At 49.2% G+C, this 23,159-nt stretch carries 17 protein-coding genes; 16 read left to right on the forward strand and 1 reads right to left on the reverse strand.

What is annotated here, in order from left to right:
• The first annotated feature begins 5 nt into the window (after window positions 1-5).
• From R70723_RS16560 to R70723_RS16605, 10 genes are all read left to right on the forward strand, one after another.
• The gene (locus tag R70723_RS16560; protein WP_052421349.1) at window positions 6-1,160 is read left to right on the forward strand and encodes an acyl-CoA dehydrogenase family protein; all 1,155 of its coding nucleotides are present in this window, start codon (window positions 6-8) and stop codon (window positions 1,158-1,160) included.
• Window positions 1,153-2,781: an amino acid adenylation domain-containing protein gene (locus tag R70723_RS16565; RefSeq protein ID WP_039878892.1), complete on the forward strand. Its 1,629-nt coding sequence runs from the start codon at window positions 1,153-1,155 to the stop codon at window positions 2,779-2,781. The genes R70723_RS16560 and R70723_RS16565 overlap by 8 nt, the downstream gene beginning before the upstream one ends.
• Window positions 2,782-2,810: 29 nt before the next feature.
• Complete coding sequence (locus R70723_RS16570) at window positions 2,811-3,077, forward strand: acyl carrier protein (protein ID WP_039873527.1); 267 nt, start codon at window positions 2,811-2,813, stop codon at window positions 3,075-3,077.
• A gap of 6 nt (window positions 3,078-3,083) precedes the next feature.
• Window positions 3,084-5,921: a non-ribosomal peptide synthetase gene (locus R70723_RS32125; RefSeq protein ID WP_156123823.1), complete on the forward strand. Its 2,838-nt coding sequence runs from the start codon at window positions 3,084-3,086 to the stop codon at window positions 5,919-5,921.
• Window positions 5,918-7,300, forward strand: a complete 1,383-nt coding sequence (locus R70723_RS16580; protein ID WP_039873528.1) for a coproporphyrinogen-III oxidase family protein — start codon at window positions 5,918-5,920, stop codon at window positions 7,298-7,300. Before R70723_RS32125 ends, R70723_RS16580 begins: the two co-directional genes overlap by 4 nt.
• On the forward strand, window positions 7,297-7,545 hold the full coding sequence (locus R70723_RS16585; RefSeq protein ID WP_039873530.1) for a phosphopantetheine-binding protein: 249 nt from the start codon (window positions 7,297-7,299) through the stop codon (window positions 7,543-7,545). Before R70723_RS16580 ends, R70723_RS16585 begins: the two co-directional genes overlap by 4 nt.
• Before the next feature lie 39 nt (window positions 7,546-7,584).
• On the forward strand, window positions 7,585-8,298 hold the full coding sequence (locus R70723_RS16590) for a response regulator transcription factor (RefSeq protein WP_231574737.1): 714 nt from the start codon (window positions 7,585-7,587) through the stop codon (window positions 8,296-8,298).
• Window positions 8,295-9,326 carry a sensor histidine kinase gene (locus R70723_RS16595; RefSeq protein ID WP_039873533.1) on the forward strand — a complete coding sequence of 344 codons (1,032 nt, stop codon included), beginning with the start codon at window positions 8,295-8,297 and terminating at the stop codon, window positions 9,324-9,326. Before R70723_RS16590 ends, R70723_RS16595 begins: the two co-directional genes overlap by 4 nt.
• A gap of 69 nt (window positions 9,327-9,395) precedes the next feature.
• Window positions 9,396-10,160: an ABC transporter ATP-binding protein gene (locus tag R70723_RS16600; RefSeq protein WP_039873534.1), complete on the forward strand. Its 765-nt coding sequence runs from the start codon at window positions 9,396-9,398 to the stop codon at window positions 10,158-10,160.
• A complete protein-coding gene (locus R70723_RS16605; protein WP_039873535.1) occupies window positions 10,150-12,108 on the forward strand; it encodes an ABC transporter permease in 1,959 nt (652 codons plus the stop codon). Before R70723_RS16600 ends, R70723_RS16605 begins: the two co-directional genes overlap by 11 nt.
• Window positions 12,109-12,250: 142 nt before the next feature.
• Here the strand turns inward: R70723_RS16605 and R70723_RS16610 are convergent, their stop codons facing one another.
• A complete protein-coding gene (locus R70723_RS16610) occupies window positions 12,251-13,153 on the reverse strand; it encodes a helix-turn-helix domain-containing protein (RefSeq protein WP_231574738.1) in 903 nt (300 codons plus the stop codon).
• Between R70723_RS16610 and R70723_RS16615 the strand changes: the two genes are divergently transcribed.
• The 6 genes from R70723_RS16615 (at window position 13,129) to R70723_RS16640 (ending at window position 23,057) form a co-directional block, all read left to right on the forward strand.
• Window positions 13,129-15,051: a right-handed parallel beta-helix repeat-containing protein gene (locus R70723_RS16615; RefSeq protein ID WP_039873536.1), complete on the forward strand. Its 1,923-nt coding sequence runs from the start codon at window positions 13,129-13,131 to the stop codon at window positions 15,049-15,051. The genes R70723_RS16610 and R70723_RS16615 overlap by 25 nt on opposite strands.
• 257 nt (window positions 15,052-15,308) lie before the next feature.
• On the forward strand, window positions 15,309-17,564 hold the full coding sequence (locus R70723_RS16620) for an AraC family transcriptional regulator (protein ID WP_231574739.1): 2,256 nt from the start codon (window positions 15,309-15,311) through the stop codon (window positions 17,562-17,564).
• 22 nt (window positions 17,565-17,586) lie between these two features.
• A complete protein-coding gene (locus R70723_RS16625) occupies window positions 17,587-19,221 on the forward strand; it encodes an extracellular solute-binding protein (protein WP_331281942.1) in 1,635 nt (544 codons plus the stop codon).
• Between the two features lie 263 nt (window positions 19,222-19,484).
• On the forward strand, window positions 19,485-20,450 hold the full coding sequence (locus R70723_RS16630) for an ABC transporter permease (RefSeq protein WP_039873542.1): 966 nt from the start codon (window positions 19,485-19,487) through the stop codon (window positions 20,448-20,450).
• A 17-nt stretch (window positions 20,451-20,467) separates the two neighbouring features.
• The gene (locus R70723_RS16635) at window positions 20,468-21,361 is read left to right on the forward strand and encodes a carbohydrate ABC transporter permease (protein ID WP_047171146.1); all 894 of its coding nucleotides are present in this window, start codon (window positions 20,468-20,470) and stop codon (window positions 21,359-21,361) included.
• A 40-nt stretch (window positions 21,362-21,401) separates the two neighbouring features.
• Window positions 21,402-23,057, forward strand: coding sequence for an extracellular solute-binding protein (locus R70723_RS16640; RefSeq protein WP_039873545.1), 1,656 nt, complete (start codon window positions 21,402-21,404; stop codon window positions 23,055-23,057).
• Window positions 23,058-23,159: the final 102 nt, after the last annotated feature.

The following is a 23,159-nucleotide window of genomic DNA, read 5'->3' on the forward strand; positions in this document are numbered from 1 at the left end:
AACACATGGATTTCAGCTTAACGGATGACCAGAAGCAAATCTGCGGCTTAATGGAAGAGCTGAGCGTGCGGTATCTGAATGACGGCGTGTATGCAGACGATGAACGTGCCGTCTTCCGGCGGGACAAATGGGCCAGAATCGCCGATACGGGTCTGCTGGGGCTGCCATTTCCGGAAGACTACGGGGGGACCGCTCAAGGAATGCTGACAACGGCACTGGCAATCCGCGCATTGGCGCAAAATTGCCTTGATGAAGGACTTGTCTTCTCCGTATGCGCCCAGATGTCGGCATGCCAAGTTCCGCTGTGGCAGTATGGGACCCCTGAGCAGCAGGCTGCGTATCTGGAGCCGCTCATCAGCGGCCGCTTTATTGGCAGCAGCGTGATTACCGAGCCGGAGGCCGGCTCGGATTCAGCCGCTCTTTCCACTGCTGTCCTGAAAACGGCAGACGGCTATGAGCTGCACGGCATCAAGACCTTTGCCACACTGGCTCCCGAAGCAGATTGCCTGCTTGTCTACGGGAAGCACAGCGGCGGTATTCCGGCGCTGGATGTCTCTGCCTTTATCCTGGAAAAGAAAGGCGCGGAATACCGGATTGGTCAGGTGTTTGAAAAAATGGGGCTGCGGACAAGCCCCATGAGTGAGGTCCTTTTGAACCACACCACAGTAGCGCGCGAGCGGCTGCTGGGCCGGGAGCGGCATGGCATGAGCGTTTTTTTCACAGCGATGCTGTGGGAGCGGATTATGGTTGCCGCCTACCATGTCGGCGCGATGGAGCAGCAGTATGAAGAGGTCTATCAATATGCCTGCCACCGCAAACAATTCGGTCAGAAGCTGATCGATTTCGAAGGCGTGTACGGCAAGCTGGTAAATATGCGGCTGCGTGTGGAGACAAGCCGGCTGATGCTTTTTAAGACCTGCGACGATTTTGACCATGAACGCCGCGAGATGCACCGGGCCTCCATGCTGAAGCTGCACACCTCCGAATGCAAAGTGCAAAACAGCCTGGAGGCGGTGCAAATTTTTGGCGCCTACGGTTATGTGAAGGAAAGTGCGGTAGAGAAGCAAATCCGCGATTCTCTCGCAGCAAAAATTTATTCAGGCACAAGCGAGATGCAGAAGAAAATCATGCTGGAAGGGCTTGGTGAGCTATATGGCTGATTATCTTCTGCAGCATGATCTGCTCCGCAGCGCCGCACATGTCCCGGAAGCGACTGCTCTGCGTTACCGCGGCCGGGATATGAGCTACGGGGAGCTGCTTGCGCAGAGCATACATCTCTCGGATACGCTGATTCACCAAGGGATACGGATTGGTGAGTGTGCCGCGCTCTGTCTGGAGAAATCTCCGCAGGCGGTAATCGCTATGTTCGCGGTGCTTTTTTCCGGAGGGGCCTATATTCCGCTTGATACGGCATATGCCCCTGTACATAGAGTATTGGCAATTGTGGAGCAGAGCGGAACCGGGTACCTGCTTACGGATGCAGCGACCTTGAGTAAGCTCTGGAATGGCGCAGAAACGCAGCACCGGGCAATGCTGAAATCGCTGCAGATTGTCCTCCTTGAAGATGCGCTGGAAGAAGTGTCTGAGCTGCCGGACGCGGCAGAGCGGCATGGAATCATTCGTTTCTCTTCTCCACACGGAAGGTCTCCCCGCTGTCTATATAAAGACCGGAAGGAGGCTATCAGCGACGATGTGGCTTTTATTCTCTATACTTCCGGATCAACAGGGATACCTAAAGGCGTTATGATCAGCCATTTAAACGCCCGAACGTTCATAGAGTGGTGCTGCGGGTATTTCAAGCCGGAGTCGCAGGATATTTTTGCTTCTATCGCTCCTTTCCATTTCGATCTGGCGGTCTTTGATCTGTTCGTGCCGCTGGCGGCAGGGGCCTCACTTGTCATTCTGCCTCCTGAGGTGATCCAGAACCCCCGCCGTTTCGCCGCCGCCGTCAAGGAAGAAGGGATTAACTGGGCGTACTCTGTTCCGTCCCTTTGGACGAGCGTAATCAAGTACGGCGGGCTGGCTCCGGGTGAGCTTCCTTCTCTGCGCAAGGTGCTGTTTGCGGGCGAGGTTTTTCAGCCTAAATATTTGAGAATGGCAATGGAGCTGCTGCCGCAGGCTTCCTTTTATAATTTATACGGTTTAATTGAAACCAATGTCTGCACGTACTATGAGGTTGACCGTGCACAAGCGCTGCGGGAAGAGCCTCTGCCTATCGGTTACGCCTGTGCCAATACTGAGGTCGTTGCGTTGACCAATGAAGGGCGAATTGCCGCTGCCGGAGAAGAAGGGGAGCTGTGCGTAAGAGGCCCGATTGTAATGAAGGGCTATTACCGCAATCCGGAGCTGACCGCTTTAAGCTTTACCGGGCATCCCGCTTTTCCGGAATCCGGCATCAGGCTGTACCGGACCGGGGATATGGTCACCATTAATGCAGAGGGGGCGTTCGTCCTGATCGGACGCAAAGACTCGCTGGTTAAACGCGCCGGCTTCCGGATCGAACTGCCCGAAATTGAGCTGGCACTTCATGATATGGAGGGAGTATCGGAAGCGGCGGTTGTGGATATCCGCGACGGGGATGACGTTTTGCTATTATGTGCAGCAGTAGTACCTCAGCCGGGGAGCAGGCTCAGTGTGCTGGGCGTGAAACAGGCTGTAGGAGCCCGGCTGCCCCATTATATGATTCCCGACCTGGTTCAGGTCATGGAGAGCCTTCCGACGGGAAGCAGCGAAAAGGTCGACCGACAGAGCTTGAAGCAGCTGTTCCAAAAGCAGCTCTGACAGGCAACTTATGAAAGGAGATATGCCCGATGCTGGACGAGCTTTACGGGATCATCGCGGAAGTATGCTATTTTGAGAAGGAAGAGATGCATCCGGCTTTATCGGTTGCCGACGACCTGGCGGTCAGCTCCGTGATGATTGTAGAAATGATCGCCATGATCGAAACCCGGCTTGGCTTTAATGTGGAGGAGCAGGTCGATGAACTGATCAGCTGTGAAACGCTCGGTGAAATGACAGCGCTAGTGGCCCGGCTGGGAAAAGCTTATGCGGCTGCCCAAGCCATGTCAGGGAGGTGACGCCCATTGTCCCGAACGATGACAATACACCGTCTGTTTGAGGAACAGGCGGAGCGGATTTCCGGGCATCCGGCGATCCGGTTTAACGGAATTTCCATGACTTACGGGGAGCTGAACCGGCAGGCCAACCTTTTGGCGCATAAGCTGATCCGCAAAGGAGTTCAGCGGCATGACACCGTGGCGGTCATTGTAAGCCGCAGATTTGAAATGATTATTGCGCTGCTTGCCGTGCTGAAGAGCGGGGCCGCCTACGTGCCGGTGGAACCGGGCTACCCGCTTGAACGCAAAAATTACATTCTCAGTCATTCAAGCGCCTTCGCGGCTATTACGGAGGACCGGGAAAGGCTGAATGTTCCCGCCCAGATTATTTTGGACCCGGAGCTGCCGGCTGCTTCCGGACCGGCTGATAACCCGGATATTCCGCTGAAAGAAGACGACCTGGCTTATATCATGTATACCTCAGGCTCCACCGGAATGCCCAAAGGGGTTATGATCGGGCACCGCGCTGCCGTCAATCTGATCCGCTGGGTTAACCGGGAGCTTGATATGGGCAGCGGAGACAAAGGGCTGTTCATTACTTCAGTCTGCTTTGACCTTTCCGTGTATGACATATTCGGCATGCTGGCGGCAGGAGGAACCATTGTGCTGTGTCCGGAAGCACAGGTCGCTGATCCAAAGCAGCTAAGCAGTCTGCTTATCGACGAAGAGATCACCTTCTGGAACTCGGTTCCGACAACGCTGCTTTATCTGGTCCGGCATCTGGCCGAGGCTCAGCCGCAAGCCCGGCTGCCGAAGCTGCGGCAGCTTTTTCTGAGCGGAGACTGGATCCCTCTGGAGCTGGCCCGAAGCTGCCGCTACCGATTCCCCCAAGCGCGGCTGACTGCGCTTGGAGGCGCGACGGAAGCAGCGGTCTGGTCGATTTACTACACCGTGGATGAAGTTAACCCTAAGTGGAACAGTATTCCTTACGGCAAGCCGATTGACGGGAATCTGTTTTACATTTTGGACGAAGCGGGGAAGCCGGTAGCCCGGGGTGAAGCCGGAGAGCTGTTCATCGGCGGCATCGGGCTGGCCCGCGGCTATATGAAGGAGCCGAACAAAACAGCCGGGTCCTTCCTGCCCGATCCTTTCCGCAATCCCCGGCATGACCGGATGTACAAGACCGGGGATCTGGGACGGATGATGGAGGACGGCAATATCGAGTTTCTTGGCCGGACAGATGATCAGGTGAAGATCCGCGGGTTCCGGGTGGAGCTGAAGGAAGTGGAGAAGCGGCTGCTGGAATGTCCGGGCGTAAGGGATGCGGCTGTCGCGGCAAGAAGCCATGAAAGCGGCGGCCAGTATCTATGCGCCTACCTGGTTTCGGAGCATCCGTTGTCACTATCCGGAATCAAACAGCAGCTATCCGCCCAATTGCCCGCCTATATGCTGCCATCCATGTTCATCACACTGGACAAGCTGCCGCTGAATCCAAACGGCAAAGTGGACAAAAAGCAGCTGCCTGCGCCTTCGGCCGCAGCCCTTCTTACCGAAAGCGGCCATGTCACTTGCGCAACAGCGCTGGAGCTGGACATTCTCCGGCTGTGGGAAAAGGTACTGCCCATCCGGAACATCGGTGCGGAGCATGATTTCTATGAGATCGGCGGAAGCTCCATTGAAGCTGTAGCTTTACACAGCGAGCTGCTGCAGGCGGGATTTAACCTATCCTTTGAGGAGGTTACCGGGCATCCGACCATCCGGGGCCAGGCCCGGCTACTGGAAGAAATTCCACTCGTAAGCGGGGGGAAGGCTGGAGAGCGCTCTGCCTCCGAAGCAGCCGGTATACCCATCAACGCAGCACTTAAGCCAAGACCGTTCAATCTGTTTTATTACAAAAGCTGCCTCTACAATTCCCTATTTCCGGTACTGGACTATTTCGGCCGCAATCCGAATGCCTATTTATGCAGCGAAATCTTCGCCTATTCCACCCAGGGCAGGCACGACGGGGAGCTGATCGCCCTTGAGCCTCTGGTAAACGAACCGCCCGAGGCGGTTCTGCGCAGAGTGCAGCTGAATGCCGATTTCCGGCATTTCCCGCACAGCGGCGCTTTGCTTGCCCAGCTGGACGACGGCCTGAACCGTAAGAGCCTGTTCATCGTATGGGTGGACAGCTATTACCAGCCGGACCGCCGGGACGCTTACATGAAACGGCATATTCCCCATACCCTGCTGGTCTACGGAAAGGATGAAGCTTCCGGCAAGTATTTCATTCTGGAGCACAGCCACGAGCATGCGCTCAATTACAAGGAACGGAGCATTGCCGCACACGATTTGCTGAACAGCTGCCTCGGCTACCGGGAGCATCTGCAAAGTCCGGCAGACGCCTATACCTGGATCGAATTTCCCGCTGAGCAGGAGCCGTTTAAATATGATCCGGCCGCTGAACGGTCTGAACTGGCCGCGCTGGCAGCAGCACATAAGCCTTCCATACTTGGCGGCCTGGACGCGCTGTCCAGCTTCACTGCCGCCTATGCCCTGCTGGAATGGACAGAGCATTCACAGTCCGCCGCAGGCCTGGCAACGAATGTAACGTCAATAATCGACTGCAAGCGGGCTGAGAAGCACCGGCTGGAACAGCTTTTTCCTGATCCTCCTATGCTTGCGCTTGTCCAGGCTGTTCTGGATGGCTGGCTGGAAATCCGCAGCGACCTGATCCGCCACCATAAAGGCATCATGCTGCCGCCGGAGCGCCGGGAAGCCCATTTGCACCTGCTTCAGCAGATAAAGGATCAGGAACGGGAGCTGGCCGAAATGCTGTGCGGATCTGTGCAGAATAACGAGCTTGGAGAGGAGGCTTATTTATGAATCAGGCGCTTGTAAACCGGCTGGATTTCTTAACGCGGAAATACAACGAGTATAACCAGCCTATGTATCTCAGCTATCCCGTGGACAGCCAGTGGCGGCAGGAGGCGCCGGTGGCTATTATCGCTTCCGACCTCGCCGGACTGCAGTCGGCGCAAATATATGTTCATATTCCATTTTGCCGGACCGTCTGCTATTACTGCTGCTGTGACCGGGTGCTGGGCGGCAAGGAAGAAGACAAGGAGCTTTATATTGATGCACTGGAGAAGGAGCTGGAGCTGAAGCTTGGCGGCCGCAGCACAAAGGTAGTATCGGACAATATGCACTGGGGGGGCGGAACGCCGGCTTATCTGAGCGAACCGCAAATCGAGCGGCTGCACGGCATTCTCAGCAGGTATATTGAATTTACAGCGGACGCCCGCATCAAGCTGGAGGCTTATCCCGACAAACGGATCGTTACGGAATCGAAGCTTCGCCTGCTGAAAGAGCTGGGCTTTAATTACATCAGCTTCGGGATTCAGGATTTTGACAAAAGAGTGCTCAGCGCCATCCACCGGGACTGTGATGTGGAGGAGGCGAGGGAACTGATCGGCCTGGCCCGGAGCATGGGCTTTATCGTCAACGTGGATCTGTGCTACGGTCTGCCGTTTCAGGGCCTGGGAGAGTTCGAGCGGACGCTGCAGGAGATCGTAAAGATGGCTCCCGACAAAATCGTTGCTTTTCCCTACGCCCATTATCCCGCCGTCTATCCGCTGCAGCGCAAGATTCCGCTGCTTAGCCTGCCCAATTCGTATATTGTCTCACTGCTTTACGACCTGGCGCGGCGTTATCTGTCAGCAGACTATGAGGAGCTTGGTTCGGATACGTTTATCCGCAGAAACGGGCGTGAAACCCATCCCTCTCTCACCCCAGGCCACAGGGGAGCGCGGGATTTCATGGGCTCCTCCGAGGAAACCTCCCACGATCTGCTCGGCCTGGGCAAATCCGCTGTCAGCAAGGTGGGAGGCAGGTATTACAAGAATGTGGCGCCGATGGACCGGTATTATGAGCTGCTCAGCCACTCCTTATTTCCTATTGAAAGCGGCAAAACCCACGAACTGTCCGGCGATGATCTGATTCGCGAGGAGATTGTGCTCAAAAATCTGCTCGGCGGCTCTCCCATCGACAAAACTGCCATCCGCACACAGTTTGGCATTGATTTCGACCGTTATTTTGCCGGGGAGCTGACGCTCCTTAGAGGCATGGAGAAGGATGGACTGCTGGAGGGCGTGGACACCGCACTCATTACGGTTACGGATACCGGCAAGCATTTTATCCGCACTATCGCCTTTGCCTTTGATATCTACTATAAATCCACCAGGATTGGAGAAAACAGTATATGAAAAGACAAGAACAAGTTACAATGATCGTAGCGGGGCTGACCCGCATCCCGGCGGCCGAGCTGTCGCCCGGGACGGATATTTTTGAATCCAGGCTGCTGACTTCTTTGGGGCTTTTAGAGCTGGTCTCCAGACTGGAGACGGAATTCAACATCATAATCCTGCCCGAGGAACTGATCCATGAGAACTTCGCGAGTATTGAGACCATAATCGGCTTTGTCGACGGCAAGCTGGCCGAGGCTTCTTAAGCGGAGGACGTATCCTGTTCTCATCCGGGCTTTTACGAGGTGACTTCATTGTTCAAAATCATGATTGTTGAAGATGATATCAAAATCCGTACCCTGATGACGGACATTTTACAGAAATACGGCTATGCGGTGGTTGAGGTGGTTGATTTCCTCCAGGTGGAAAAAATTTTCGAGCAGGAAGCACCCCAGCTTGTGCTGCTCGACCTCAATCTGCCGTATTACGATGGCTTCTATTACTGCCGTGTATTCCGGCGGAAGACGACCGTACCGATTATTATCATCTCCGCCAGGGACGAGGAATCCAGCCAAGTGCTGAGCATGGAGCTGGGAGCCGACGATTATATCGTCAAGCCCCTGAACATTCAGGTGCTGCTGGCCAAGATCATGGCAATTCTGCGCAGAGGGTACGGGGAGTATTCCGGCAAGCCTGAGGCCGAGAAGGAGACACTCCCCATCCACCTTGACGACCGTAATTTCAGCATTTCCCACAACGGAATGGTGGAAGAGCTGAGCAAGAATGAGTACAAGCTGCTGAAGAAGCTGATGGAGAAGAAGGATACGATTGTTTCGAGAGAAGAGCTGCTGGAGGAACTGTGGGATGATGTCCATTTCGTGGTCGACAATACGCTGACCGTCAATGTGACCCGGGTGAAGAGCAAGCTTGCAAATCTGGGTTTCCAGGATGTCATCAAGGTGAAGCGGGGAGTCGGCTATATTTTCGAGCTGGGCCAGACAGGAGGGAGCCGGTCATGAGCATGAAGCTGTTCCGGGGATTTCTGCGCGATCATCTGTCCTTTACTTTCGTTTATTTTCTTAGCCATATTCTGGTTAGTGTTTACTGCAATTTCTACATTAGCAGCAGTGTTCAGCTTACCTATATGCTCAGTATTTATTTCTATCTTTTTGTCATCTTTATGTGCTTCCGCCTGGTACGTTACGTATCAACCCACCGGGAGATTCAGCGTCTTTCGGACAATGTTGAGGTCGAGGAAAAGGGCTTCACTTACGGGCAGCAGGCGGTGATTGACCTGATTTACCGCATTCACCGCACGTATCAGGATCAGATCTACGAAATTAAAACGCAGACGGACAACAATCATAAGCTTATTTCCCAGTGGATACATAATTTAAAGACGCCGCTTTCCGTAATTGATCTGATTCTGCAAAATCATAAAATGAACAGCCCGCTGAACGCCCAGGCGCTCCAGCATATTGAGGAAGAGAAGGATCTGATTCTGAACATGCTGAACCAGATGCTGAAGTTTTTCCGGCTGGAGCACTTTACCCGGGATTATACCCCCGAGCCGGTGAACCTGCTGGAATCGCTGCGCGGGGTTATTAACAGCAAACGTAACCAGTATATCTACAACAATGTCTATCCCATGGTGGAGTGCAGGTATGAGCGCGTCATGGTCATGACGGACAGCAAATGGAATGCGGTCATGCTGGAGCAGATCATCTCCAACGCCATTAAATATTCCGCCTCCAAGGAGGAGACGAAATACATCCATTTCCGGATCGACCAGAACGGGGACCAGGTGGTGTTGTCCATCCGTGATGAAGGGATCGGCATTGAAAAAGTGGACCTGCAGCGCGTCTTCCAGCCTTTTTTCACCGGAAAAAACGGAAGAACCCACAGCCAGGCCACCGGCATCGGACTTTACGTTACTTCGGAAATCGCCCGGAAGCTGGGCCATGGCCTGAAAATCGCTTCAGAAATCAACGTCGGCACTGAGGTGACGGTTTCTTACCTTTCAAAAATGAAAGAAAGCGTAACGTAAATGAATGGAAGTAATTGGCTGCTTTCAATACAATAAAGCTATTACCGAGAACATAAGGGAGATGAAACTGTGAGCGTATTGGAAGTCAGAGAGGTTAAGAAGGTATACGGTGTACAGAACGGCGATAACACAACGGTTGCACTGGATTCGGTCAGCTTCAATGTGGAAGAGGGGGACTTCATCGGCATCATGGGCCCTTCCGGCAGCGGCAAGACCACCCTGCTTAATATTCTGAGCGGCATCGGCAAGCCCAGCTATGGCGAAGTGTACATTGCGGGCAAAAATATCACTTCACTCGACAAAAATGAAATGGCGCTTTTCCGCAGAAAGCATCTCGGCTTTGTCTTCCAGGAGTTCAACCTTATGGACAGCCTGACCCTTAAGGAAAATGTCATGCTGCCTATGATCCTTGACAAGCGGGACAAGGAAGAAATGGAAGCCAAGAGCGAGGAGCTAATGCGCCTGTTCGACATCGACCATATCGGAAATAAATATCCTTACAACATTTCGGGCGGCCAGCAGCAGCGTGTGGCGGTCAGCCGGGCGCTGGTCAATGATCCGGATATTATTTTTGCCGATGAGCCTACGGGTAATCTTGATTCCAAATCCTCCAATGCGGTTATGAAATGTATTGAAAAAATGAACCAGGAGCGCAACAGCACCATCCTGATGGTTACCCACGACGCCTTTGCCGCAAGCTTCTGCAAAAAAATCATCTTCATTAAAGACGGCGCGATCTGCATGGAAATTGTCAGCACCGGCGTGCGCAAGGAATTCTTTGATCAAATCCTTGACTGTCTGGCAGTCATCGGAGGGGAACGCAATGACGTTTAGAGATGTGACCATCAAGAACTTCAAGCGCAATGTCCGCAATTTCTTCTCCTATTTCATTTGCAGCACATTTGCAATTACAATTTTTTTCCTGTATGCAGCCCTGCTGTTCAATACCAGCGTCCGTGAAGCGGCGACCGAGGATGTCATACAGATTGTGCTGATGCTGAGTCTGGCCGCGCTCACGCTGTTCTCCATCTTTTTCATCAATTATGCGCATTCTTCATTTATCAAGGCAAGAAGCAAGGAGTTCGCCATCTTCATGTCCCTGGGCATGCACAAGAACGATCTCCAAAAAATCATTTTGCTCGAGAACCTGATCATCAGCGTTTCTTCCATGATTGCGGGCATTGTGACCGGTTCGATTTTTTCGCGGCTGTTTCAGAATGTTGCCATTGACCTTCTGGATCTGCAGGGAGTATCCTATTCCCTCAGCGCAGCCAGCTTTGTCGTGACGGCGGTTGTCTTCACGCTTATCTTCGCCATCTCGCAGATGATCTCAAGTGTAAAGGTCGGCAAGCTGGACATTGCGGAGCTGATGAAGGATTCCCGCCGGACAGACAATAAGGCCAAGAAGCATGAGGGCAGACTCGGACTTGTGGGTGTGGGGCTTGTGCTGGCATCGGTTGTCCTGCTGGTCATCATCTCCAATCATGAGAGCCTGAACACCAATCCTTTTATGATCATCACCTATATCCTCATGAGCTTCATCGGCATCTATATGGTCATCTCCCATCTTGGAAACACACTGATCAGCTTCCTGAAGAATAAAAAGTTTTACTATCACCACATTCTGTCGATCACCGAGATCAACCATAAGTTCAATCAGAACAAACGTATCATGTTCATCCTGAGCATTCTGAGCGGCATGACCATCTTCCTGGTGGCTTCGCCGTTCTCGCTGCTGCAATTGTCGGAAAGCATCGCCGAGCGCAACAAATACGATATTGAGTTCGTTTCAGTCGCGGGCATTCATGAGATTCCGGCGAATGAGCTGGAAGGGCTGCTGAAGCAAGCCTCCGATCCGCTCAAGGATATTAAAGAAACCAGCTTCCTTAACCTGAAAATGAATCTGGAAGGCGACAAGTATGATGTCTTAAAGACGAAGCCGATAGTTTCGCAAGATATGTACAATACGTTAACCGGGGAAGAGGTTCAGGTTGGTACCGGAGAAGCCCTTAACATCGTAACAGCCTGGGAACCGGGCTCACACGGCATCGAGCAGGGCGCGGACATCCAGTTTACGGATGGAACGCAAACGTTCAATTACAAAATAACCGGTTCCTATCACGGTGATTGGATCGCCACGGCCAGCGCCTATCCGACGAGTTCAGGCATTGTCGTAAGCAACCAAGATTATGCGGATATGCAGGCCAAGGTGAGTCCGGCTGCAGCCGGCACCCATTACGGCATTAATTTTGAATCGTGGAAAGGCACGGAAGGCGTTGTTCTCAAACTGAAGGATACCCTGAATGCCATGGATAAGGAAGGCAGCGGCCAATTGTTCCAGGTTGCCTCCAAGGTGGATGCCTACAAGGAGCTGAAGAAAAACTATTCGCTGTTTGTCTTCATCACGACCATGATTGGTGTGTTATTCTTCGTTGCCGGAGGCATGGTGCTGTACTTCAAGCAATATACCGAAATGGGCAATGCCACAGTGTTCTTCCGCAAGCTGTACAAAGTCGGCATTAGCGACAAGGAAATACGCGGCGTCGTGTCAGCGGAACTGCTGATTACCTTCTTTGTCCCGCTGCTGCTGGGCAGCGTGTTCGGCTACTGCTTCATTTATCTGATTACCCATGTCATGAGCGGCTCTGATATCATAGGCGAATTCATGACCAACACCACCATCGTGGTGGGCATCTACTTTGTCTTCCAGCTCAGCTTCTATCTGATTACCAAACGTAAATACAGCCAGGAAGTGCTGAGAAAGCTGACGAGCGCGGCCTAATAGCGGAGCAGGGAAGCAGATCTGAAGAATTCCATATTTAAACAAGTTTAGCCCCAAAAATAATATTATTTTAGAGATTATATTAGGACCTTTGTCCCACAAGAGCCCGCGCCCAGCGCGGGTTTTCTGTTTTATTAATGCCTTAATTGCGCGAAGTCCGGTATTCTGTTGGTGACTGACGGGTAATAACCCGGAAATTCCGGTGAAAGGACCTTAAATTGTTAAAGCCGCATTGACTGGCTACTTCGCCAATGGTTTGAGAGGAATTTTTTAATAAATAACACGCTTGTGAAATCCGGTAGCGGTTCAAATAATCGGTGAAGGACATTTTCATCAACCGGACAAACAGCTTTGAAAGATAGCAATAGTCGTACTGAAGCTGTTGGGACATTACTTTTAACGTACAATCCGAGCTGTGATTTACTTCCACGAACAGCAGGATTTTATAAAGTATTTTCGTTTGCGGTGAATATTGAACCTCTGTAAATGGCATCCGGCGGATCAGTTCCGCACAAACGCCGTACAGGAAGCTCTTACGCGCGTATTTCGTTTCCAGCGACTCCGGGTCAGGTTCAGTCTTGGTTTTAAGTATATTATCTGCAGGAACAAAACCCTTATAGTCCGTATAAAAATCACTCACCCATTCCGGCGCAAACAGGATCACCGTAATCAGGGAGTGTCCTATCGTTCGGAATTCATGCAGCTGATTAGGAAAAATAATGACCATATCTCCGCTTGTAGCCTCATACTCCCGTTCATCAACTCTTACGGAAAGCTTTCCGTCGTTGACGTAAATAAACTCGTACGCCCGGTGAAAATGCAGGGGGAATTGATAGCTGCTGAGCCGGAAATGAGTGAAATAGTCTTTTTCAATCACACCATGTTTTTCAAATATAGGCTCCACGCCCTTCTCTCTCCTTCTCTTAAACACTAATATTGTCTCAAAGTGTACTATGTAATGCGTAGAATAACCACCCGTAGTTTTTTTATAATCGGGATATCTTAATCCGCAGGAGGTTAATGGCAGTGGAATATCATGTGGCAAAAAACGGTTCTGACCAGGGACAGGGGACGATAAGCGATCCCTTTTTGACGATCAATCAAGCGGCATCTGCCGCTGTTGCTGGGGATACGGTGACCGTACATGAAGGCATATACCGGGAATGGGTAAAACCAAGGAACAAAGGACTTAGCAACAGCAGGAGAATTACATATCAGGCTGCAGCCGGTGAAAAGGTGGTCATCAAAGGCTCCGAGCATGTCCGGGAGTGGGAACCTGTTGAGGGAAATATATGGACAGCGGTACTCCCGTCTTCCATATTCGGTGCCTTCAATCCTTATGTCGAGGAGATATTCGGTGATTGGCTGGTTACAGTCGAGGAAACGAAGCATCTTGGGGACGTCTATTTGAACGGTAAGTCTCTTTATGAGGTAAGCTCTTACGATCAGCTTGCAGAGCCCGCGGAAAGAACGGAAACCCATGATCTCTGGACACAGCAAACGGTCCCTCTTCCCGATCCGAAGCAGACTACTTATGTCTGGTATGCGGAGGTGAACGAAGAGTATACGATCCTCTATGCGAATTTCCAGAACGCAGATCCCAATCAGGAGCTGGTAGAAATTAATGTCCGCAGATCCTGTTTCTATCCCGAAGTGACCGGAGTCGATTACATTACGGTACGGGGGTTTGAGATGGCCCATGCCGCTACACCATGGGCGCCACCGACTGCGGATCAGCCGGGTCTGATCGGTGCTAACTGGAGCAAAGGCTGGATTATCGAAAACAACATTATTCACGATGCCAAATGCAGTGCTGTCAGTATCGGAAAAGAAGCTTCCACAGGCCAAAATTACCGCTCGCTGCGCAAGGACAAGCCCGGATACCAATACCAGCTGGAGTCTGTTTTTACCGCTGAACGCATGGGCTGGAGCAAAGAAAATATCGGTTCTCACATCATCCGGAACAATACCATATACGATTGCGGGCAAAATGCCATCGTAGGCCATATGGGCTGCATATTTAGTGAAATTCACCATAACCATATTTATAATATCGCGGTAAAACGTGAATTCTGGGGACACGAAATTGCGGGCATTAAGCTGCACGCCCCGATTGATGTTCATATTCACCATAACCGTATTCATGACTGTACGCTGGGCATCTGGCTGGATTGGCAGACACAGGGTACAAGGATCAGTAAAAATCTGTTCTACCGCAACCACCGCGACTTGTTTATTGAAGTCAGCCATGGTCCCTATATCGTAGACCACAATATATTAACTTCTGATAATGCCCTGGACAACGTGGCTCAAGGCGGGGCTTATATTAACAATTTAATCGGGGGAAAAATGCACCAGCGCAAGGTTCTCAACCGTTCTACCCAGTATCATCTTCCTCACAGCACGAAAATAGCCGGTTTTGCATTGACATACGGCGGAGACGACCGTTATTACAACAACCTGTTTGTCGGCGGTGAAGCCTTTGAAGGCGCTGGAACTTCACATTACAAACAGTACACCTCTTCTTTACCGGAGTATATCGAGGAAGCCAACAAGCAGAACGGTGACGTCGAGGAGTTCGAACGTGTAGGGCAGCCTGTTTACATTAACAGAAATGCGTACTTAAATGGAGCAGAGCCCTATGAACGGGAAGAGCACAAGCTTGTGGACGAAGATTTTAATCCCAAACTGAGTGTTATTGACTTGGGGGGAGAGGGCTATTTGGCCATTAACCTGCCTGTAGGCTACGAGGATTTTAAAGGGGAAATCCAGTCTACGGCTACCTTGCCCCGTGTCCGGATCGTCGATGCTGAGTTTGAGAATCCGGATGGCAGTGAAGTCATTCTGGATACCGACTTTCTGGACGAAGCACTGAATGCCCAAAGTCCGGCCGGACCGATTACGCAGCTGAAAAGCGGTAAGAATTATATCAGAATCTGGTAAGAATCTAATCAAGACCTGCCCATAGGCAGGTCTGTTGCTTTTCATTATTCGTGCTAGAAGCTTTCTGCTTATTGGATGGAGAAAATGTAAACTTTTCCACTTTAGAGCCAGAAAGACTGATATACTAAACGTGTCAAAGCTTCCAGAAACAAATTACACTCATTCTTGAAAGCGTTTTATACTCCTGCAAAAATAGCTGCAGCAGAATAATATAACCGTATTAGACACAGAGGGGGAGTACTATGAAGCGAATTCCAATGGTGCTGCAGCTGGTATGCATCCTTTTCTTCGTTATGGCCATTCCGACGGCACTGTCAACCTGGTATAGCTCAACTCAACTTGTGAGAAATTCTGAACACGCTATCGCCGATTTTTCACTGGCTGAATTGAATACGTATCGGAAGCTTTATGAGAATGCATTGCTTAATTTGTCCCAAAGCACTGTGCGGCTAGGCGGTACAAGCATCTTTGATCAGCTCCGCCCGTTTCAATCCTTTGAGCAGCTTAAAACCGACTATGAAAGTTTGAGCAGAGGAATGAACGTAATGGAGGAATTAACTTACCTCAATCAGAGTGTAGATGGCGTGTATTCATCCTACTTTTATCTCCAAAATTCCGATTACGTCATTTCTACCGATAAAAGCATCACCAGTCTGGATAAGTATGAATCTATTGACTGGTTAGAGAAGGCTTATGCCAGACAGAAGGGAATCAATGGTATATGGTATCCCCGCAAGCTGGATTCCGGTATAAATGTAATTTCTTTAGTCCTGCCTTTAAATCGTCTGGCGACTTCTACGCAGGGCACGATCGTTGTGAATTTAAGAGAGAGTCAGATCGAGCAATATCTTCAGTCTGACAATTCAGGTGCGCAGGAATATTATCTCTTGGACGCTGACAGTATGATCATATCTCATCCTGATAAAAGCAAGCTGCTTACAAACGGGAAAAAGGATGCGCTTATACGTCAAATTGCGGATCAGAAAGCCTCAAAAGGTTATACCATCCATGAGGACAATGGGGAACGGACGTTGTACGCCTGGTCCCAATCCAAGGAATACGGCTGGCTTTATATAAGCATATATTCGCTTGATTATCTTCTGAATCAGCCTCTTGCCACTCAGAAAAATCTGATCATGTTGACCATAGGTCTGATTTTTGCGGGAACTCTGCTGGCGGTGGTTCTTGCAACATGGTTTTCCAGACCGGTTAGAGAACTGGTTCAGAAGATACGTATCCAGCCGGGCATGCGATCACGGGATAAAAATGAACTAACGCTGCTGAATTCAGCATTCAAACAGATGCAGGAAGAGGAAGAGGGACTTCAGCGGTTATTAAATGAACGTGAGCAGGATGCCCGCAGCCTCGCCATTCATAATCTGCTGCGCGGGGAAGTAAACGGCCAGGTAGCAGATTTGTTTCCTGAAACGTATTTCCTGGTTGCTGTTGTCTCTATTGACGGGTACAGGCAGTATGCTGCCGACAATAATTTCGAGACCCGCAGTTATCACCGCCTGATGTTTATTGCACGCTGTTATCAGTATTTTTCCGATGAGGTGCTTGGACATTGTGTCTATCAGGATAACGGTTATTTTGCAATAATAATGAATTATAGAGAAGCCATATGGAACAACAACGAGAACAAATTCTATTCTGTACTCGATCAAATCCGGGAAGAGGCAGCAGCTGTCTTTCAGCAAACCGTCACGATTGGTATCAGTACGCAGGGGGATGACATCCGGTTGGTGTCAGATCAGCTCGTTGAAGCAACCGAAGCCATTAAACTTCGGATTGCTGCCGGAAGCGGGCGTATCCTGCCATGGAAGGAAGAGTCATGTCACGATACCAAGTACATGTACCCCTTGGCCAGCGAGCGGCGCATCCTGAATTTCCTTGTGAACCGTGATCTGGACATTATTATCAAAGAATTGGATCTTATCCGTATGGAAATCAACAACGCCGAGTACGTTTCTTATGAAAATATACTGTTCATCTATTCCCAATTGGCAGGTGTTACGATTAAGTATCTTCAAGAAAATGATGTGAACACCTCTAAATTGTTCGCAGGGAAGCCTAGCATCTATGCTACCCTCTCTGTTATTGAAACGCAAAATGAGCTGGAGGAATATCTTCATCTTTTCTACGGAGAAATCGTCGGGTTTCTTGGAAGGAAATCAGGTGAATCTAATAAATATGCTGATCGGATTATTGAGTATATCCATAAGCATTACCGTGAGGAAATCATGTTTGAAGAGATGGCGAAAAGTATAGGAATAAGCTATTCCTATATGCGGAAAATCGTGTATGAGCAAACCGGAAAAAGCCTGATTGATTATATTAATCAGCTAAGGATTGAGAGAGCTAAACAGCTGCTTCTGGAGAGCGAAAAGACGATTACCCAAATTGCATCCGAGGTCGGGTATTACAATGTCAGAAGCTTAAATCACTTTTTCCGCAAATTTGAAGGAGTAGCACCCAGCACGTACAAAGCCGACAGAAATCAGAGTATATAGAATAACGTGCGATGGAGGGGATATGATGCGCATATGGAAAATGATCGCTAGGTTCATGATAACAGCAGTGATATTTATTCTTCTGGCGGGCTGCAGGAACGAGGATATCACGGTATATAATCTGTCTGACACTCACAATGTAAATGTGGCGGTGAAGTATCCCGATTATTCATCAGGTTTCCCTGAAAAAGTTACTCTTGAAATCCCGGTCTATGAACGGGCATTTGAGGGCTGGAACGTAACTGATAACTACTATACACGCTGGATTCAAAAGGAATTCGGCGATACCTATAATATTGAAGTAAGGTATATCCCGATTTCCCGTGTGAATGAAGTGAAGAATTACGAGCAGCTGCTCGCCTCGGGAAAAGCACCGGATCTTATTGTCCATTATGACATGCCCCAGGCGCTTGCCTATTACGGGGAAGGCGTCATGCAGGAACTGGACTGGGAAGAAGCGGAGTTTTACGCCCCAACCTATTGGAACAAGATGAGCGGTACGATAAAGCAATACGGCCGTATCAACGGGGAAAATATCTTTTTCTTTGCCGACCGCCCCGGATATGGAAACTATGTCAATATCATTCGAAAAGATTGGGTAGAGAAGGTTGGCATGAAGGTTGAGAATCTTATTTCCCTGGAGAAATTCAACGAAATGCTCGTGAAATGGAAGGAAGCCGAAATCGGCTTTGCCGGTAGCGCACTGACAAGAAATGTTTTTACTTATAGCGCTCCATTCCGTGACTGGCCTATTAACCCGAAAGAGCATGCGTTATATGCAGATCTGTCAGTGGCGGATTTTACAACCTCAGCATCCGAGGCCTGGCTGCGCAATCTGAGCTATCAATATCATAACGGTCTAATTGATAAAGAATTCTATTTGCGCGATGATGAAAACAAAGCCAAGGCTGAGTTTGTCGCGGGTAAAGCAGGGACATTCGGGATGTATCTGACAAGCAATACCGACGTTTTTGAAGCAACATTAATGAATAATCCGGAAGCCGAGTTTGCTGTATTGCCTCCAACAAGCGCTGTGCCCGAAGGGAAAGTCCCGCTGGGACGGGCTGACTGGCCGTTTGGCTTCATCATGGGGATAAACAATGCAACATCTTCCGAAGAACGCGCGGCCTTATGGATGTATCTGGAGTGGATAAGCCAGCCTGACCATCTGTTCCTGCTTCAGAATGGGATTGAAGGACAGAACTACTCTCTGGACGCCGATGGCCTTCCGCATAAAGATCCGAATTACAAAGGTGAATCTCAATTATCGCAGAACAACAATAAAGACTATTGGGCACTGGTGACTGAAACCCCTTTATTTAGAACACCTGAGCTTACGCTCAAGGCAAATATGATAAACTGGTCGCCTGCAGGCTATGAGTATATTGTGAAGGACATGCTCAAGTACCAGAAAGAAGTGATGGCATACGGTATAACAGATCCTCTGTTTAGCGTTGTATTAACGAAGGTCAATGAATATAAAACGGATTTAAGCCATCTATTTCAGGAGCTTTATCTAGATATCATCCTGGCACCAGAGGAGCAATTCGAAGCTAAGTATGAGGCGGCAATAATAAAATACCTCGAAGCGGGTTATCAGGAAATTTTGGACGAGAAGCAGCAGGCGATTAACGCGGGTCAATATAAAATATATTAATGAATTCTCTAATGACGAACATGCGCCAGTAACACGGCGTGTGTTTTTTTGTTATTTTTGTATCAAAAGCATAGCAATAATTGATTATAACGGCATGAATTGATACCTTTCCGTTCAAAAACGCTCTAAAAGCGCAAAAAAATCAGAATCTGACATCGTTAATCAATACTCGTGATTTACCATCCCATTGATGTAGAGCTAACCTAGTGGAAGCCGGAGCTAAAAAATGGTTTTCGGACATGAGGGTATAAGGGGGTGAAAATATGAAGACTGCAGGTAATATCATTACCACGGATGAGACCGCTTTATTAAATGCAAGACGTAAGAAGGGGGCCGGGTATTACATAAGAAGAGACTGGCAGCTTTACTCTTTAGTGCTAATACCTTTCGCCTTTGTGCTGGTCTTTAAGTACGCTTCCATGTTTGGGCTCATTATTGCTTTCAAGGATTATAAAATTGCAAACGGTTTCCTGGGGAGCGAATGGGTTGGATTGGACGTTTTTAGAGGTTTGTTTGCAAAGCCTGATTTTGCGCTCGCAGTGCGTAATACACTGCTGCTCAATATTTTGGATTTGATTCTAGGCTTCTTCATGCCAATCATGCTGGCGTTATTATTGAATGAAATCAAAGGCATGGTATTCAAACGAGTGAACCAGACTTTGCTCTATCTCCCGCACTTTCTGTCATGGGTTATTATCGGCGGAATCGCCTATCAGCTGCTTGGCCAAGGCAGCGGGATGATCAATAATCTAATCGCTCAGTTAGGTGGTAACCGGATCCCGTTTCTTCAGGAAGATACGCAATGGTTGTTCACTTATCTGGCCATTGGAGTATGGCAAAACATGGGCTGGGGATCTATTATCTATCTGGCTGCGATCAGCGGGATTAACCCGGAGCTGTATGAAGCTGCAACAGTGGATGGGTCCGGGAGATTGCGCAAAATGTGGAACATCACATTACCGAGTATCCGTCCGACCATCGTGACGCTGATGATTCTGAGCTTAGGCGGGATTATGGGCGGATCGTTCGAAAAAGTCTTTACGCTTAGCAATCAAGCGACAACCGAGTTTACGACCACAATTCCTGTTCTTGTATTCAGATGGGGGATTGAGAATGGAAACTTTAGCCGTGCGACAGCTCTAGGATTATTCCAGGCTGTAATCGGGGTCGCACTGGTACTGATAGCCGATCGTGTCGCCAAGAAATTAGGTGAAGACGGATTGATTTAGAAAGGAGGCGTATTACCATTAAACCGTCTGTTAACCACTATGTTGGACGGTGCCGAATAGATATCTGGGATTTGCTCATTCGATTATTCATACTTCTCGCATCGTTATCATGCCTTTTCCCCTTTTTGCATGTGATTGCCAAATCACTTAGTGACAACAACTACGTCATAGGGAACAAGGTATTTCTAATTCCAAAAGGGATCAATTTCGATGCCTATTTCAAAATCTTTGCCGATGCGAGCATTATAAGATCGCTGTATGTCTCGATTCTAATTACGGTGTTGTTCACGATAATCGGCATGATTGTCACGGTATGTGCAGCCTACCCTTTATCCCGCAAGCAATTTAAGGGCCGCACTGTGATAAGCTTTCTCTTTATGTTTACCTTATACTTTGGCGGCGGGATGATCCCGGATTACTTGCTGATTAACAATTTGAATATGCTTGATACCATTTGGTCACTGATCCTGCCAGGTGCCTTCAGTGCATTCAATCTTTTGATCTTTAAAAACTCAATTGCAGGGAGCGTTCCGGACAGCCTGGAGGAATCGGCCCGTATTGACGGGGCAGGCCACTATCGGGTCCTGTTCAGTATCGTCCTGCCATTATCCAAGCCGATTATCGCGACGCTTTCTCTTTTCTACGCAGTAGGCCGTTGGAACTCGTATGGGGATGCTTTATTCTACATCAAACAGAATATTGATCTGAGACCGCTGCAATTAAAACTCTATTATTTGGTAGTTCAAGCAAGTGAAAGCTTCCAGAATGAGATTACTTCAGTGTCACTGACCAACCCCGAGGTGCTGAAAGCGGCATGTGTTGTCTTTGCAACGATTCCCATTCTTTGCGTGTACCCCTTTGTTCAGAATTACTTTGTCAAAGGTACCTTGCAAGGGGCAGTAAAGGAATAGGATTTTCCAGAATCCGATTATTAATTTAGGAGGGTCATTCGTGAATAAGAAAAAGTATATGGGTTTGAGTCTGGCATTATTGGTGACAGCCAGCCTTGCCGGAGCGTGTTCGAATAATAATGCAGCAAATACTCCTTCAAAATCGCCGGCAAACAGTGCCACAAGCAGCCCTGCCGCAGAGTCAGCGGAAGGTAATTATCCGGATTACTCAGCCGGATTCAAAAATACCGTAACCCTTGACCTCCCGGTTTATGAACGTGCTTTCGAAAACTGGAATGTTACGGATAACTACTATACACAATGGATTCAAAAGGAATTCGGTGATAAATACAATGTTAAAGTAAATTTCATGCCGATTTCCAGAGGCGGAGAGGTTAAGGATTATCAGCAGCTTCTTGCCGCAGGTAATGCACCTGCTATCATCTATCACTACGATATGCCTCAAGCGATGGCATACTATGGTGAAAATGTAATGCAGCCTCTCGATTTGAATGAAGTTGCCCATTATGCTCCGACTTATTACAACAACATGAAGGATGTTATAGAAAAGTATGGTGAAGTGGATGGCAAGGATATATTTTTATTTGCCTCTCGTCCGGACTATGGAAACTTTGCCGGTTTCATCCGGCAGGACTGGGTCGAGAAAGTCGGCATGAAGGTGGAGGACCTTACCTCTCTTGAGAAATTTAATGAAATGCTCATGAAATGGAAGGAAGCCGGATTGGGTACGGCCAGTGCAGGGCTGACAGCCAACATCTACAATTATGCCGGCGCTTTCCGCGAATATCCGATGGATCCCAAAGAATATGCAATCTATACAGACATCACAGTAGGTGAATATTCTTCTCCGGCCACTGAAAAGTGGCTAAGAAATCATAGCTATCAGTATCATAACGGTCTGATTGATCCGGAGTTCTATCTCCGCAAAGACGGCAACGCGATCAAGGCTGAATTCGTTGCCGGCCGAACAGGAACGTTCGGAGATTATATGACGAGCAATATGGATGTCTTTGAAGCAACCAGGAAGAATAACCCGGAAGCCGAATTTGCCTATCTCTCCGGGATGGAAGGTATTCCTGGCGGAGTGGAGCAGCCCAGAGTCGCTCCTTTCCCGTTCGCCATGATCTATGGAGTGAACGCCGATACGACCGCCGAAGAGCGTAGCGCACTTTGGATGTATCTGGAGTGGATGAGTCAACCTGATAATCTGTTCTTTCTCCAGAATGGCCTAGAAGGTGAGAACTATACGCTGGATGCTGACGGAATTCCAGTGAAAAACGAAAGCTTTACCGGGGAAAGCGCTCTTTCCAAAAATAATAACAAAGATTACTGGTGTCTAGTAACAGAAGCTCCTACCTATGGTTCTGAAGAGCAGACCATCAAGGCTCTAAAGAAATTCTGGACTCCTCCCGGTGAAGAAGATATTGTTGAGGCCATGTTCGCCAATATGGCGAAAGTCAAGCAGAGAGAAGTGACCCTTTACGATCCGCTGTTCACTGTACCTATTGAATCCGTCAATGAATACAAAGCAGATTTGAACAACCTGTTCCAGGAGTCCTATCTGAAGGTTGTTATGGCGCCTGAAGATCAGTTTGACAAACTGTATGCAGAGACCAAGGAGAAATATCTGAAGTCCGGTTACCAGGAGATTCTAGATGAGAAGGCTGCCGCATTTGATGCTGGAAACATTAAATAATTTGCTGATCTCCTGAGTCTGAATGACAGCATGAGAAGGAGCTCCCCTGGCCGGGAGCTTCCTCACCAATGGGGAAGTTTTTGTGAACGGGTAGACTTACAC

Origin of the sequence: Paenibacillus sp. FSL R7-0273 (assembly GCF_000758625.1) — a bacterium.
In the GTDB taxonomy this organism is placed as follows: Bacteria; Bacillota; Bacilli; order Paenibacillales; family Paenibacillaceae; genus Paenibacillus_AQ.